Annotated in this window: 15 protein-coding genes and 1 pseudogene; 9 read left to right on the top strand and 7 right to left on the bottom strand. The window is 32.5% G+C overall.

What is annotated here, in order from left to right:
• Nucleotides 1-22: 22 nt before the first annotated feature.
• Complete coding sequence (gene def, locus CXF59_RS00560) at nucleotides 23-610, bottom strand: peptide deformylase (protein WP_101135783.1); 588 nt, start codon at nucleotides 608-610, stop codon at nucleotides 23-25.
• A 199-nt stretch (nucleotides 611-809) separates the two neighbouring features.
• Between def and CXF59_RS00555 the strand changes: the two genes are divergently transcribed.
• A complete protein-coding gene (locus CXF59_RS00555) occupies nucleotides 810-3035 on the top strand; it encodes an FUSC family membrane protein (protein ID WP_101135782.1) in 2226 nt (741 codons plus the stop codon).
• A 29-nt stretch (nucleotides 3036-3064) separates the two neighbouring features.
• Here the strand turns inward: CXF59_RS00555 and CXF59_RS00550 are convergent, their stop codons facing one another.
• Complete coding sequence (locus CXF59_RS00550; protein WP_101135781.1) at nucleotides 3065-4561, bottom strand: malate:quinone oxidoreductase; 1497 nt, start codon at nucleotides 4559-4561, stop codon at nucleotides 3065-3067.
• Between the two features lie 121 nt (nucleotides 4562-4682).
• A complete protein-coding gene (gene ruvX, locus CXF59_RS00545) occupies nucleotides 4683-5099 on the bottom strand; it encodes a Holliday junction resolvase RuvX (RefSeq protein ID WP_101135780.1) in 417 nt (138 codons plus the stop codon).
• 350 nt (nucleotides 5100-5449) lie between these two features.
• On the opposite strand from ruvX, the gene CXF59_RS00540 reads away from it, so the two are divergent.
• Together CXF59_RS00540 and CXF59_RS00535 are read left to right on the top strand one after the other, a co-directional pair.
• Nucleotides 5450-6265 (top strand): 2,3,4,5-tetrahydropyridine-2,6-dicarboxylate N-succinyltransferase, encoded by an 816-nt coding sequence (locus CXF59_RS00540; RefSeq protein WP_101135779.1) that lies wholly within the window; start codon nucleotides 5450-5452, stop codon nucleotides 6263-6265.
• A gap of 33 nt (nucleotides 6266-6298) precedes the next feature.
• On the top strand, nucleotides 6299-7417 hold the full coding sequence (locus tag CXF59_RS00535) for a glycosyltransferase family 1 protein (protein WP_101135778.1): 1119 nt from the start codon (nucleotides 6299-6301) through the stop codon (nucleotides 7415-7417).
• On the opposite strand, the gene CXF59_RS00530 is transcribed toward CXF59_RS00535, so the two are convergent.
• Nucleotides 7409-8173, bottom strand: coding sequence for a glycosyltransferase family 2 protein (locus CXF59_RS00530; protein ID WP_101135777.1), 765 nt, complete (start codon nucleotides 8171-8173; stop codon nucleotides 7409-7411). The genes CXF59_RS00535 and CXF59_RS00530 overlap by 9 nt on opposite strands.
• A 155-nt stretch (nucleotides 8174-8328) precedes the next feature.
• Here CXF59_RS00530 and CXF59_RS00525 point away from each other — a divergent pair, with 155 nt between their 5' ends.
• Complete coding sequence (locus CXF59_RS00525; protein WP_101135776.1) at nucleotides 8329-9285, top strand: hypothetical protein; 957 nt, start codon at nucleotides 8329-8331, stop codon at nucleotides 9283-9285.
• 19 nt (nucleotides 9286-9304) lie between these two features.
• Here CXF59_RS00525 and CXF59_RS00520 read toward each other — a convergent pair whose 3' ends face one another.
• The gene (locus CXF59_RS00520; RefSeq protein WP_232758546.1) at nucleotides 9305-10069 is read right to left on the bottom strand and encodes a lipopolysaccharide kinase InaA family protein; all 765 of its coding nucleotides are present in this window, start codon (nucleotides 10067-10069) and stop codon (nucleotides 9305-9307) included.
• Nucleotides 10070-10446: 377 nt separating this feature from the next.
• On the opposite strand from CXF59_RS00520, the gene CXF59_RS00515 reads away from it, so the two are divergent.
• The 5 genes from CXF59_RS00515 to CXF59_RS00495 all read left to right on the top strand — a co-directional run bounded on the left by CXF59_RS00515 (nucleotide 10447) and on the right by CXF59_RS00495 (nucleotide 14807).
• Nucleotides 10447-11016 carry an L-threonylcarbamoyladenylate synthase gene (locus tag CXF59_RS00515; RefSeq protein ID WP_101135775.1) on the top strand — a complete coding sequence of 190 codons (570 nt, stop codon included), beginning with the start codon at nucleotides 10447-10449 and terminating at the stop codon, nucleotides 11014-11016.
• Between the two features lie 74 nt (nucleotides 11017-11090).
• Entirely contained in the window at nucleotides 11091-12518 is a 1428-nt protein-coding gene (locus CXF59_RS00510) for a CCA tRNA nucleotidyltransferase (RefSeq protein WP_101135774.1), read from the top strand.
• Between the two features lie 58 nt (nucleotides 12519-12576).
• On the top strand, nucleotides 12577-13596 hold the full coding sequence (locus tag CXF59_RS00505; RefSeq protein ID WP_101135773.1) for a heme A synthase: 1020 nt from the start codon (nucleotides 12577-12579) through the stop codon (nucleotides 13594-13596).
• Between the two features lie 52 nt (nucleotides 13597-13648).
• Complete coding sequence (locus CXF59_RS00500) at nucleotides 13649-14422, top strand: CDP-alcohol phosphatidyltransferase family protein (RefSeq protein ID WP_101135772.1); 774 nt, start codon at nucleotides 13649-13651, stop codon at nucleotides 14420-14422.
• A 202-nt stretch (nucleotides 14423-14624) separates the two neighbouring features.
• Nucleotides 14625-14807, top strand: coding sequence for a CsbD family protein (locus CXF59_RS00495; protein WP_101135771.1), 183 nt, complete (start codon nucleotides 14625-14627; stop codon nucleotides 14805-14807).
• Between the two features lie 106 nt (nucleotides 14808-14913).
• Here CXF59_RS00495 and CXF59_RS15150 read toward each other — a convergent pair.
• Nucleotides 14914-15081: pseudogene (locus CXF59_RS15150) on the bottom strand (LytTR family transcriptional regulator DNA-binding domain-containing protein); the annotation flags it as partial.
• A gap of 120 nt (nucleotides 15082-15201) precedes the next feature.
• The gene (locus CXF59_RS15145) at nucleotides 15202-15441 is read right to left on the bottom strand and encodes a hypothetical protein (RefSeq protein ID WP_232758542.1); all 240 of its coding nucleotides are present in this window, start codon (nucleotides 15439-15441) and stop codon (nucleotides 15202-15204) included.
• Nucleotides 15442-15465: the final 24 nt, after the last annotated feature.

The raw sequence follows: 15465 nt of genomic DNA, 5'->3' as shown, positions 1-15465 counted from the left end.
AGATAGAGCACCTAGAATTTTATCACCTTCCTTTTTTGGCAATAAATCGCATTCTATAGTCTTGGAATGTCTTCCCTTCAGTAATGTTTTTCAATTTCTTTTGAATCAAACGTTTTTTAAGTGATGATATTTTATCGGTAAACAAGATTCCTTCAATATGATCGTATTCATGTTGAATAACTCTCGCTATTAAACCCTCAAAAACTTCTGTTTTTACAACAAAATCCTCTTCACAATACTCAATAGTTATCCTTTCGTTTCTGTAAACATCCTCACGGACATCCGGAATACTCAAACATCCTTCATTAAAGCACCATTCTTCGCCCTCTTCTTTCAACATTTTGGCATTGATAAAAGTTCTTTTAAAACCTTTCAATTCTATTTGTTCTGCTGACTCTAAATCTTCATCTTCACTAAACGGTGTGGTATCTATTATAAACAAACGAAACGCTTTCCCTACCTGCGGTGCGGCAAGACCTACTCCACATGCATTATACATCGTGTCATACATATTAGCAATCGTTTCTTTCAAGTCAGGAAGTTCCTGTGAAATATTCTCTCCTACTTTTCTTAAAACAGGATGGCCATATCCTACAATTGGTAAAATCATTATTGTTATATTAAATATTATCAGCCATTAATTCAGGACTTTCATTCCTTTATTACGGTTGGCAAAAATAGTAAAAATTTAGACAATGAATAAATCCTAATGGATATTTAGCATTTATTTCTATTTTAAACGCAAATCAAAGCCTTTTCCGCTGTGGATAAATCGTACAATCCTTATATTTGTATGCAATACCACTTATATGATTCCTAAAGTCAAGAAATTTACAGACGGCACTTATTTTACAAATGCTTTAAAAATAACTATTGCAGCAGTTCTACCTGTTTTATTGTTTTCTTACTTAGGCCATTTCAAAATTGGCTTTACTATAGCCCTTGGGGCTTTTTTTACGTATCCCAGTGATATCCCAAGTAATCTGAAACATAAAATTAACGGAATTCTTGTCACGGTTCTTATCGTTTCTGGAGTCAATTTATTAATAAACCTTGTCTATCCCTACCCTTGGGTATTTTATCCTTTTTTAACTATATTATTGTTTTTCCTGTCGATGATTTCAGTTTACGGACAAAGGGCAACTATGGTTTCATTTTCAGCTTTATTAGCAATCTCATTGGCTTTTGCTCATTTGCAAACAGGCTGGGACAGGATTCAATATTCAGGATTAATACTTTTAGGCGGTTTATTCTACCTCATTGTTTCTTTAATTTTCTTTTATATCAGACCGAACCGGTATGCTGAATTACAAATTGCCGAATGTATCAAATTAACTTCCAAATATTTAAAATTAAGAGGCGATTTATGGGAAGTACATTCAGACCGAAAAACAATCACTGAAAAACAATTAAATTTACAAGTACAATTAAACACTATTCATGAGAATATAAGAGAAATTCTTATCCGGAATAGAACTACTTCCGGCTCGTCTAATCAAAATCGAAAACTTCTGCTCGTATTTATTTCATTAGTAGAAATTATGGAGTTGGCTATAGCTACTTCATTTGATCACAATAAATTACATCAAAAATTCGACAATCATCCCCGAGTCTTAGAAACATACCAAAAACTAGCCTACAACTTAGCAAAAAGCCTTAAAACATTATCTGAAAGTATTGAAAACGGGGAAAAATATATCGCAAAACACAACCTCGTTAGTGATCTGCATGATCTAGAACTTGCCATCACCAACTATGAAAATGATTTAGGTAAAGTCAACGCTTCAGAAGGTGTTTTAATGCTTACAAATATGCTGTATTATGCCGAGAAACAAGTAGAGATCAATAAAACACTAGAACGTGCTTTTACAGCCGTTGTCAAATTACAAGACTTAAAAGGAAAAGATACAGACTTAGAAAAATTCATAACTCCTCAGTACTACCCGATACGAACAATGATTGAGAATTTAAGTTTCTCCTCCACTGTTTTCAGACATTCCCTTCGGCTCACAATTACTATTCTGATAGGTTTTATTATTGGAAAAGCCCTTCCCTTTCAAAATGCATATTGGATCGTGTTAACCATTGTTGTTATCATGAGACAAGGGTATGGCTTAACAAAACAACGCACCTTTCACCGAATTTTCGGAACAATTCTAGGTGCCTTTATTGCTTTTGGAGTCCTTTTTTTAGTTCATGACTCAACAATCATTGGTGGATTAGCAATCATCGCACTACTTTTTGGATTTTCATTCACTCCAACTAATTATAAAGTTGGCGCCACATTCATCACCATTTATGTTATTTTTATTTATGGAATTCTAGCTCCAGACATCGATAATCTAATTCAATATCGTATAGTGGATACTTTAGTTGGTGCCCTTTTATCCTTTCTAGCTAATTACTTTTTATGGCCTTCGTGGGAATTTGTAAAAATCCCGGTTTACTTAGAAAAATCAATTGAAGCAAATAGGAATTACCTAGAACAAATCTCACTATTTTACAACAAAAAAGGAACTGTTTCTGCACCCTACCGCTTAGCGAGAAAGCATGCCTTTATTGAAATTGGTAATCTGATGGCTTCCTTTCAAAGAATGCTACAAGAACCTAAATCAAAACAGAACAAATTAGCACAAGTGTATAAACTGACAGTACTAAATCACACTCTATTATCATCTGCCGCTTCTTTAGGAACCTATATTCAGTCACATAAAACGTCTGAAGCTTCAGAAGCATTTAATGCAGTATTTGATAAAGTTATTATAAAACTAGATAATGCGATAACTATCTTAAAAGAAGGTGATGTAGTGCCCCAAACAAATCTAATAAACGAGGATTTAAGCAATAGGTTTATTGAATTAAATAAAATTCGTACCCGTGAATTACAAGATGAAAACATTATAGATCAGGAAGAAATCGAGTTAAAAAAACAGGAAACGCAATTAGTAATTGAACAGCTAATATGGCTAACTAGCCTCTCTGAGAATATAGTTAAAACTACCCAGATATTAATTAAAACAAAAAATGAACTCTAATAAATCATTAGAGTTCATTTTATAAAAATTTAATTATTCAATTTTAATACTGTAGCGGTATTTTTTCTAATTTCGTCTGAGAGCGCCGGATTATCATTTAAGTCCTGACCATGTGATGGAATCATTTTTTTAATTTTTTCCTGCCATTCAGGTGAAGCTAACTCCTCCTTAAAACATCTTCCCACTACGTCTATCATAATCGATACTGCCGTAGAGGCACCTGGTGAAGCTCCAAGTAAAACGGATAATGATCCGTCAGCGGTGGTGATTACCTCAGTGCCAAATTCAAGTATCCCACCTTCTTTTTTATCTTTTTTAATAACCTGCACACGTTGACCCGCTCTTTCAATTACCCAATCCTTAGACGTAGCACTCGGTACATATTCCCTAAGTGCATCAATTCTATCTTTCGGTGATTGACGTACTTGCTGTATCAAATATTTAGTCAACGGTATATTTTTTATTCCTGCTGACAACATCGGAAAAATATTGTCTATTTTTATTGATAAAGGCAAGTCTGAGTAAGATCCGTTTTTTAAAAATCGAGTTGAAAAACCAGCAAATGGGCCAAATAACAGCTGCTTTTCTCCATTGATCATTCTTGAATCTATGTGTGGAACCGACATAGGCGGTGCTCCCACACTAGCTTTACCGTATACTTTTGATTGGTGCTGTGCAATAACGTCCGGATTAATACATTTGAGCCATTGACCGCTTACGGGAAAACCGCCAAAACCTTTTCCTTCTGGAACATCTGCTTTTTCTAATAACGGCAGTGAACCACCACCAGCACCTATAAATACAAACTTAGTGTAGACTTTTCTTTTTTGGCCTGTAGCCAAATCAGTAATTTTAATCCGCCACGTCTTATCTTTTCTTTGTTTTAGGGTTTGAACCTCATGATTGAAATGTAGAGAGACACCTTCAAGCTCACTCAAGTGATTGAACATACTTCTAGTTAATTCTCCAAAATTCACATCAGTACCGATAGCCATAGAAGTTGCAGCTACTTTTATTGATTCATCTCTGCCTTCCATCACTAGCGGCATCCACTCTTTCAATTGAGCCAAATCAGTACTAAAAACCATATCCTTAAAAAGTTGGTTTTTTTGTAAGGCTTCAAATCTTTTCTTTAGGTATTCTACATTTTTATCACCCCAAACAAAGCTGAGATGCGGAATACTTTTGATAAATTCTTCCGGAGAAGAAATCTTTTTTTGTTCTACTAAATAAGACCAGAACTGTCTCGAAACTTCAAAAGATTCAGCGATACTAATCGCTTTCTTTGGATCAATAGTTCCATCCTCACTTTCAGGAGTATAATTGAGCTCACAAAAAGCAGAATGACCTGTTCCTGCATTATTCCATGCATCAGAACTCTCGGCAGCTGCCCTATCTAATCTTTCGAAAATCTCAATTTTTATATCGGGTTGAAGTTCTTTCAGAATTAATCCAAGAGTAGCACTCATGATTCCAGCACCTATAAGTACTACTTCAGTATTTGAACGAATTGTTGTATCGGGCATAGCAAAAATATTAAAGCACAAAGGTACTTTTTAAAATTGCAAAAAAAACCATAAATTAAGAGAGAAAAGTTATAAATTACGAAAACGTTTTAGCTTAGTTTACCATCTTAAAAATCACTGTTTAAAACATTTTTCGATTCAAATAATCCTGAAGCATAATCGTAGCCGAAATCTCATCGATTAACGCCTTATTTTGTCGTTGTTTTTTTTTCAATCTGCTATCAAGCATAGATTGAACTGCCATTTTTGAAGTGAAACGCTCATCGACCCGAATCACTTTCATATCTGGAAAATGATTGCTAAAATGGGTCACAAACCCTTTTATCATGGAAGCACTTTCTGAGGGCTGCCCATTCATTTGTTTAGGCTCACCAATAAGCACGACTTCTACCTTCTCCTTAAAGAAATAATCTTTTAAAAAGGCGATGGCAGTTGCACTCGGAATGGTTGTTAATCCAGAGGCAATAATTTGCATTTCATCTGTAACGGCAAGACCGGTGCGTTTTTGGCCGTAATCTATGGCAAGTACTCTAGGCATTTTTAATTTTTTTCAAAGATAACTATTTTAATTTTCCGTTTCTCAGCAACAAAGGAAATCTTATGCTCTTATCTCTTTTTCTCAAGGCCCTTCTATTTCATGAAGAATCAAATTCAAAAGCTTCGTACTCTTTTTTAAAATATAATGGGGCTTAACTAACACTATGGCTGGATACCCTAGACTACACCAAATTTGATACGATCACAATAACGTAAAACTAATATTTATGATCTATTGAAAAACAAGCCCCCAATATCCAGCAACACTTCGAGATTTTTGTAACATTTTCAAATTAAATTGAGTTTTTGTTTTTGCTTTAAAAACATATCTTTGTTTAAAAATTATCACAGATGAATCCATTACAAACAATTATAGAACAAGCCTGGGAAAACAGAGCTTTGTTACAAGAAGAAACGACGACAAAAGCCATCAGAGAGGTCATAGAATTGTTAGATGCAGGTAAATTACGAGTTGCTGAACCAAAAGGAGACGCATGGCAGGTAAACGAGTGGGTTAAGAAAGCAGTTGTTATGTATTTTCCTATCCAAAAAATGGAGACATTAGAAGCTGGTATTTTCGAATACCATGATAAAATGTTATTGAAAAGAGATTATGCCGAAAAAGGAATTCGCGTAGTGCCTGGTGCAATTGCCCGTTATGGTGCTTATATTTCAAGTGGTGTAATTATGATGCCAAGTTATGTAAACATAGGCGCTTATGTAGATGAAGGAACTATGGTCGACACATGGGCAACCGTGGGAAGTTGTGCCCAGATTGGTAAAAACGTCCATTTAAGTGGTGGCGTAGGTATTGGTGGTGTTCTTGAACCTTTACAAGCTGCTCCCGTAATTATTGAAGACGGTGCTTTTATTGGTTCCCGTTGTATTGTTGTTGAAGGCGTTCATGTTGGGAAAGAAGCGGTTCTTGGTGCGAATGTTTGTTTGACTGCATCTACAAAAATTATTGACGTTACCGGTGAAACTCCTGTTGAAATGAAAGGATTTGTTCCTGCACGTTCCGTAGTGATTCCTGGAAGTTACACTAAAAAATTTCCAGCAGGAGATTTTCAAGTACCCTGCGCTTTAATCATTGGTAAACGTAAACCATCAACAGATTTAAAAACATCTTTAAACAATGCGCTTAGAGAATATGATGTGGCGGTTTAATATTAGAATTCGTAAAATAATTAATACAATTAAATGAATATAGGATACGAAGCGAAACGAATTTTCCACAATAAGACAGGACTTGGCAATTATAGTCGTGATATAATACGTATTCTAAGCCATCATTATTCAAATAATTCTTATTTTTTATATAATCCAAAAACATCCGATCAAATCCTTTTTGAAGCAAATAACAGCAACGTTTTTGAAAAACTACCTAGTACGAAGTTCACCAAAAAATTCAAGAATTATTGGCGTCAAAAAGGAATTGTGGATGATCTAAAAAGAGACAACATCACTCTATTTCATGGCTTATCTGGGGAGCTTCCCGTTGGATTGAAAAAAAAACATATTAAGAGTATTGTTACAATACATGACTTGATCTTTATGCGCTATCCTAAACTGTACTCTTTTTTTGATCGCAAAGTTTACTATTTTAAATTTAAGAAAGCAGCACAAGCAGCTGACAAAATAATTGCTATTAGTCAACAAACCAAGGATGATATTATTACATACTTAAAAGTTGAACCTAGTAAAGTAGAGGTAATCTATCAAGGATGCCATTCTGTTTTTAAGGATAGTTATACTAACCTTGAAAAGAAAGAAGTAATAAAACGTTACAATCTTCCAGCAAAATTCATATTGAACGTAGGTACAATTGAAGAACGCAAAAATGCTTTGACAATAGTAAAGTCAATAAAAGACATCGATACTACACTTGTACTTATTGGTAAAGAAACTAGTTATTCAAAAAAAATAAGAGATTACATAGAAGATCATAATTTAAAAAATAAAGTGTTATTTCTAAAAGGTTTGACAAGTAAAGAATTAGCTATAACTTATCAGTTAGCTACCCTCTTTATATACCCTTCCATTTTTGAAGGTTTTGGAATACCTATTATAGAAGCATTATACTCTAAAGTCCCAGTTATTACTACAAAATTTGGCGTATTTCCAGAAGCCGGAGGACCTAATAGTTTATATATTGATCCTAACGACAGTAATGAATTGAAAGAGAAAATAAAATTATTGCTCGAAAACGAAAGTTTGAGAACTGACATGATTGAAAAGGGCTTTACATTCGTTCAAAAATTTAATGATGATGTTATTGCTAAAAATTGGTTTTTAACTTACTCTAATATACTAAGATAACTTCTTATTAAAATATTCTTTCTGGATTTGTATTAAATTTGCATATTTCATGTAAGAAAAAAATCCTTGAATTAATGAAAAAGTTAAACCATCAATTCCATTTATAATCCCGCTTTTAAAAAAATAACACCTTACAAAAGAAACAATCCCATTTAAAATAGGCTTATAAAATTTAACTCGTTTTCCGTTATCAAATAGTTGTTTTGCATTCCACTCTGCATATTGATTTTTCTTGGAAATAATTTGTAAAAAGGAATTACTACCATAATGTAAAATATGTGAATTCAATTTTTTTAAATTCATACAAATAATCCTTTGATGAACAACATCTCTTGAAGGCTTAGCTGTTTCTTTATTAAAAAATCTTATTTTTGAATCCGGATACCAACCTGCAAAATTTATTAACTTGCCTTGTAAAAAATTTTTTACTCTAAAACTATAAGCATCAAAAGAATCTGTAAAAAAAGTTCCTTTCTTAATAAAATCAACTGCGTCGAAATCCAAAAACTCATCAGCATCAAGATTCAAAATCCAATCATTTCTACAATAATCTAACCCAAAAAAACGCTGCGGACCGTCTCCCAAATACGTTTGAGAGACAACAATTGCGCCTCTATTTCTTGCGATTTCTACCGTCTTATCATTACTCAGCGAGTCTACAACTATTACTTCATCACACACTTTTAGCAAAGCATCAATACACTTACCAATATTTTTTCCTTCATTAAAAGTTACAACGAGACCACTGATTTTCATTTTATACTGTATTTATTGACCACAAAAGTATAACATATAAATAAAACTAACGCAATTAAAAATCCGCACATTATAACTTAAAATGTAATTAATTAATTAATACTGTTTAACAAACTGGTAAATTATGTATTATTGCAAATAAAGCTCAAAGAACAATGAAAAAGGTATTAATTATTGCACCTGAGTACATGGGCTACATAGCAAAAGTTGCTGAAGAGCTTAGAAAAAACCAAAACCTTGAGATCACCGATATACACATACCTACTTTCAAGTATCCAAACTTAAAAATTAAAATTAAAAATTTTTTCTTAAAAAAAATTTCAAGAGATGTAAAATTCGATTATCGCAAAAAATATATCAATACCATAATCGGAGATCAATTATATGACTGTACTTTAGTTATTCGTCCAGATTTATTCACAAATACTTATTTAAAAGAGCTAAAAATAAAATCTACGATATTCAAATCTTATTTTTTTGATGGTATTGAGCGTTTTCCGCAAAAAATTAAAACTATCCCCCTTTTTGATGAAATATTCAGTTTCGAACCCAATGATTGCATAAAATATAAATTAAAATTTATTACAAATTTTATTTATGAACAAAACACAAAACCATTATTGAAATACAACAAAACATATAATGTATTTAACATTACTAGTTATGACAAAAAACGTTATATCTTATTATTAAAAATAGGAACTAATTTAAAACAACGAAAAATATCTTTTAAGATTATTGTTAAAAAAAAAGGAGGAAAGAAAAACAAAGGATTAATAGATATAATCACACAACCAATATCTTTAGAAATTGTACATAACTATATTCAGGAATCGCTATGCATGCTAGATTTAGGAGTTATAGACAAGCACAAAGGACTAACATTTAGAATTTTTGAGGCAATGGGATTAAGTAAAAAAATCATAACAAATAATCCTAATATAACTAATTATGATTTTTACAACCCTCAAAATATATTAATTATTAATAATGAAAATCCAATTATTCCAAATCATTTTTTAGAAACAGAATACATACCTGTCCCTAAAGAAATTTACAACAAATACACATTAGAATCATGGGTAAAAACTGTTTTTAAGGAAATTATTTAGCCTCTACATAAAATAGATTTTACCACAATTTCAACTTTCTTTTTAGTCTTCTTTTTTTTGCAAAATCTTCTTGAAACTGTGTAGTATAATATAATATTTTATCACAAATTATTTTTTCTGATTTTTCTGATTTTTTTGCATATTCATTACTAATTATAGTAATCATATCTTTGTCCGAGGTTAATCGACTAAAATTTTTCATCCTCAACTCGAAGTCCATTGTATCGTGGAAATTCATTCTATTTAAATCAACAAGATAAAAGCTATACTGATCATTTGCTTCTTTTTTTATTAATGTATTCCCAGGCGAATGGTCTAAAAACTCTATACCTTTTTCGTGGAGATTAAAAGTAAATCTTGCAAACTGTCTTAAAATATTTTCTAAATCTGGATAGTTCTTAGTTTCAATAAGATCTCTAAACATCAAATCGCATTTTAAGTGTTCACTTACATAATAACTATCGCTTAAACCTACGGCATTAAAATTCTCAAAATAAGCAATTGGCCGTGGCGTCCCAACTCCTTTTTCTAACAAAACAGTAGCGTACTCATAAGACCGTTTAGCTTTAGATTTCCTAAAATACTTATAGGCAATTTTATTAATTATATTCGGCACCTTGAAGGATTTGATATTAATTATCTGCCCATCTAAATCAAACAGCTTGATTACATTTCTATCTCCATTTCCAAAAACAGTTCCCAAATCAGAATTGAATTCTTTAATAAAGTGAAGGATTTCTCTAGAATTTTGAACCGTTTTAGAAAACATCAGTTTTATGGTCATTTTTATTATTTTAAGTGCTTTATTTTATGCTTTAGTAGATGAAAATGGGGATCTTAAAGCACTAATTAACGGAATGTAAAGTAAACCCCAATATTATTTAATGAAATCTAACAAAAGTTTAAAATCATTTTAAAACCCAAAAATCGCCTATCAAATAACAAAAATACACATACCATTTTACACTTCAAATTATTATTGTAATTTCGTCAAATAATAATAATAATAATAATAACAACTTAGGTATATTTACAATTAAGGACTACTGAAACAATCATTTTAGAACCTATTTTTTATAATTAGTATACTAAAATTGCTAAGCCAGTATACCACTACAATTATGGCTGAAAAAATAGTAGAACAAGGTAAAAAAAACATCGATGGAAAATCTTAACGAAGAAGTTCACAAAGCATACGAAGTCATAAAAGAAGGTGGCATTATACTATATCCCACAGATACCGTTTGGGGTATCGGATGTGACGCGACAAATCCTGAAGCTGTAGCCAAAATATACAAACTCAAACAAAGAGCCGAAACCCAAAGCATGATTGTTTTGATGAATGGAGAAAGAATGATGTACAACGTCTTTAAGGATATTCCTGAGGTGGCCTGGCAAATCATGGATTTGTCCGAAAACCCAACAACCATAATTCTGGACCATCCACGAAATGTAGCGCCAAACCTAATCGCTACAGACAATACACTAGGAATCAGACTCGTGAAAGAACCTTTCTGTTTCAAATTAATGGAAAAGATGAAGAAACCATTGGTATCCACTTCGGCAAATATTTCAGGCCAGCCAACTCCAAAAAGTTTCAAAGAAATCAGCCCCGAGATTATCAAAGGTGTTGACTATGTTGTAAATTTGCAACGCGATAAAATTGCCGGAAAACCATCTACTATCATAAAATTGACGAATGATGCCCAGGTGAAAGTAATTCGTAAATAGCAATTAGTTTTCAGTCACGGTTTTTAGTACTTAAAGTTTCGCAACTTTAAACTTTAAACTTTAAACACATAATAATGAATATTAAAACTTCCTATAAAGAGTTTTTAAACAATAAAATTTTTGAAGTCATCACACAAGCTTCCCAAGAACTAAACGTTGACAGTTACGTGATTGGTGGTTTCGTAAGAGACTTAATCTTAAATAGAGATTTTAAAAAAGACATAGACATTGTTGCTGTTGGCAGCGGAATTAAATTGGCTTTAAAAGTTTCCCAATTACTTCCAAAACAACCAAAAGTACAGGTTTTCAAAACGTATGGTACCGCCATGTTGCGTTTTGAAGATACAGATATTGAATTTGTTGGAGCAAGAAAAGAATCCTACCACTTTGATAGTAGGAACCCCGTTGTAGAAGACGGAACACTAGAAGACGATCAAAACCGTCGTGATTTCACCATAAACGCTCTGGCATTATCATTGAACGCTAACAATTTTGGAGAGCTTTCAGATCCTTTTGGAGGACTTGACGATTTAAAAAATAAGATTCTCAGGACTCCTCTTGAACCAGACATCACTTACTCTGATGATCCTTTACGAATGTTAAGAGCCATTCGTTTTGCTAATCAATTGGATTTTGAGATAGAGACAAAGTCATTCCAATCTATTGCTAAAAATGCTGAACGCATCAAAATTATTTCTGGAGAACGTATCGTTGAGGAGCTAAACAAAATCCTTTCGACCGACAAACCATCTGTTGGTTTCTTACTACTATATAAAACTGGACTTCTGGACATCCTTCTACCCGAATTGACAGCCTTAAATCAAGTGGAAGAAATCGAGGGACAAACCCACAAAAATAATTTTTACCACACACTGGAGGTCGTAGACAATATATGCCCAAACACAGACGACGTTTGGTTGCGCTGGGCTGCTTTATTGCACGATATAGGAAAAGCCCCAACCAAACGCTTCAACAAAAAACAAGGGTGGACTTTTCATGGACATGAATTTCTAGGCGGAAAAATGGTCAAAAAAATATTTGAACGTTTACACATGCCATTGAACCAAAAAATGAAATTTGTTCAAAAAATGGTAATGATGAGCTCACGCCCGATTGTTTTATCGCAAGAAACAGTTACAGATTCTGCTGTTCGTCGTTTGGTTTTTGATGCTGGAGAAGAAGTAGAGAACTTAATGACCTTGTGCGAAGCTGATATTACTACTAAAAATTCAAGTAAATTCAAAAAATACCATGCCAATTTTGAAATTGTCCGAAAAAAAATAGTGGAAGTAGAAGAGCGCGATCAAGTCCGTAATTTTCAACCACCGATAACAGGAGAAGAAATTATGGAAATTTTCAATCTTAAGCCTTCAAAAGAAATAGGCATGCTTAAAGAAGCCATAAAAGAAGCCATATTAGAAGGCGAAATCGCTAATGAATATCAAGCCGCTTATGACTTCATGCTAAAAAGGGCCAAGAAGATAGGATTAGTTAAAGTTTAACTTTTGTGTATTTTATTTCTAAACCTAAAATAGATAATTTTGCAAAAAAATATTTAAAGTGAAAAAATACTTTTTAACCTCAGCACAAATAGCTTTAATTCTAGTGTATCTTGTCATTTTTGCTGGTGCATTTGTTCGACTAACTGGATCTGGAATGGGATGTCCAGATTGGCCAAAATGTTTTGGATATTATATCCCCCCAACAGAGCAGCAAGAGTTACTATTCGCTGCTGGAAAAGAATATGATAAAGGGCAAGTAATTATTAAAGAAGAAGCATTATTAGTAGCTAAAAATGATTTTACCTCGAAGACATCTTTCGATTCGACTAACTGGGAAAAATACACGAAACATGATTACGCTATTTTTAATCCAATCCATACTTGGGTTGAATACATCAATCGCTTATTAGGAGCATTGGCTGGAATCGCTTGTGTAATCACATTTATATTATCATTTGGATATCGAAAAGAAAACAAAAAACTCATTTTACTTACTTTCTTGATTTGTGTTTTAATGGGTTTTCAAGCTTGGTTAGGAAAAACGGTTGTTGACTCTGTTTTAAATCCTTTCAAAATAACCACTCACATGCTGGCTGCATTATTAATTGTAGCGCTTCAATTGATTGTGATTTATACCGTGAAAAAACATAACAAAACACTTGTTTTCAATCAAAAGTTTAATTGGATATTAGCTGGCGCATTAGGTCTGACCATCATTCAAATCGTTCTAGGAACCACGGTTCGTGAGCATGTGGATATCGTCTCTGAAACTGGTGCTCCTGAAATTATGTGGCTTCAAAATCCTACTATTGCATTTTATATCCATCGCTCTTTTTCAATAATCGTCCTATTAACTAACTTGTATTTATTTTACCTCAATAGAAAACTAACTCTGGGATTCAATAAAATAAATTGGGTTATAATCATCCTGTTTATTGAAATCATCTCCGGAATATTAATGTATTATTTTGCATTCCCGTTCGGAACTCAAACCATTCATGTAGTGTTAGCCACGCTCCTTTTTGGTGTTCAATTTTACACAATTTTAGAATCTAATAATAAAAAAATGCTTTTTTAAAGTACTTTTACAATTGACTATATTGTCACATTTCCTTGTTTATTAACTCAAAATGTCAAAACTTGCTGCTCAAGATAAATTTCTTGACCTATCCGATTATGGAAGACCACTAGCCACATTATTTGCGCAAAAATTAAAAAACACTCGATTCACACCCATTCATGTCACACTTCTTTTTGGAGTTTCGGGAGGAATAGCTATTTACTGCATATTACAAAACCAGTATTACTTAGCTGGTTTTTTCATCATTTTAAAATCAATTATTGACGGTGCTGATGGAGAACTTGCCAGAATAAAAAACACACCCTCCTACACTGGTAGATACCTCGATAGTGTTTTTGACATCATCTTAAACTTCTTGTTTTTAGCGGCCATATGCTACGCTTCGCAAACATCAATTCTTGTTGCATTAGGCGCCTTTTTTTGTATTCAATTGCAAGGAACTTTATACAATTATTACTACGTAATTTTGCGTAATAAATCGGTTGGAGGAGATAAAACGAGTAAGATTTTCGAAGACGAATCACCTAGAGCATTAGCCGGCGAAAGTCAAAAATCAGTTGATATTTTATTCAAAATATATACAATAGTTTACGGAGGATTTGACAAAATTATTCATACCATGGACAAAAGTGCCTACAAGGTAAAAACATTTCCAAACTGGTTTATGACTTTTGTTTCGCTATATGGATTAGGGTTTCAGTTACTGTTAATCTCCTTAATGTTAGCTATGGGATATATCGAATATATAACCGCTTTTCTAATTGGATATTCCTTTTTCATATTTATACTAATAGGAATAAGAAAACGCTTTTTTAAAACATAAAAGTGACTATAGACAAAACCTATATAAGGACTGCAACAACTTGATTACCATTTTATTATAACTCTTAATCTACTGTATCAGTTTAATTTTAAAAATCCTATCAAATAGCAACCATAGATTAACTTTACAAAGTACAGAATATTTAATGTTACGTTCTTATTCAACTTCACGGTAAAAAATTACAACTAAAAAAACCAACACTATGTCAAACTCAGAACAAATTAAAGGAAACTGGAACGAATTGAAAGGAAAGCTAAAACAAAAATTTGCAGAACTTACCGAAGACGATTTGTTATGTGACGAAGGGAAAGAAGATGAAGTGTGGGGAAAACTACAACAAAAATTAGGTAAGACTGAAAAAGAACTTAAATCATTATTTGACTAACCTTCAGTCTATGAATAAGCGGAAGCTGTTTCATGAAAAGTTCTATTTGTTTTGAGAAAATCAAACTAGATTTAGGCCTTTTTAAAACTGCTTTTTTTTTAATTTTTTACTCTAAAATCCACACTTTGGAATCGGCTACTTTTTCTCTACTTAAAATAATAGCATTATAGCCATAAGAAGGCAAAATCACTTTCAAACGAAAGTTACTATAAAGCACAATTTTCTTAATTGCTTTCATAGGAATGATAAACTTTTGGTTGATTCTAAAAAAATATTTTGCCGATAATTCCTATTCCAAAACTTCTAAAGTTGATTCAACAAGATAATTTACTTTGTCGAATGTGTTAATAGAAGCACCCCTATTTTCGATAAAAAAAAATTCGATCTCCTCTTTTTAAATTACTTTTAAATGCTGACCTATTTTTACGCTCAATCGTTTTTTATATTCTTTTTCAAAAGCATTAGAAAACATTTTTTTTATCTTGTCACGATCGAACTGTAACTTTTCTTTTTTGGCAAGTCGTTCTTTAATTTTAGAAACAGCTAGCCCTAAGTCCTCTTCTTCAATTGCTTTTAAAAAGTAATCAATGCTGTTTAATTTAAACGCTCGCAAAAGGAATACATCATAGGCCACATGAAGACCCAGACAAGGGTAAAT

Source organism: Flavobacterium sp. ALD4 (assembly GCF_002836475.1).
In the GTDB taxonomy this organism is placed as follows: Bacteria; Bacteroidota; Bacteroidia; order Flavobacteriales; family Flavobacteriaceae; genus Flavobacterium.
The sequence above is the reverse complement of the archived record's forward strand: the minus strand, read 5'-3'. Positions and strand labels throughout refer to the sequence as shown.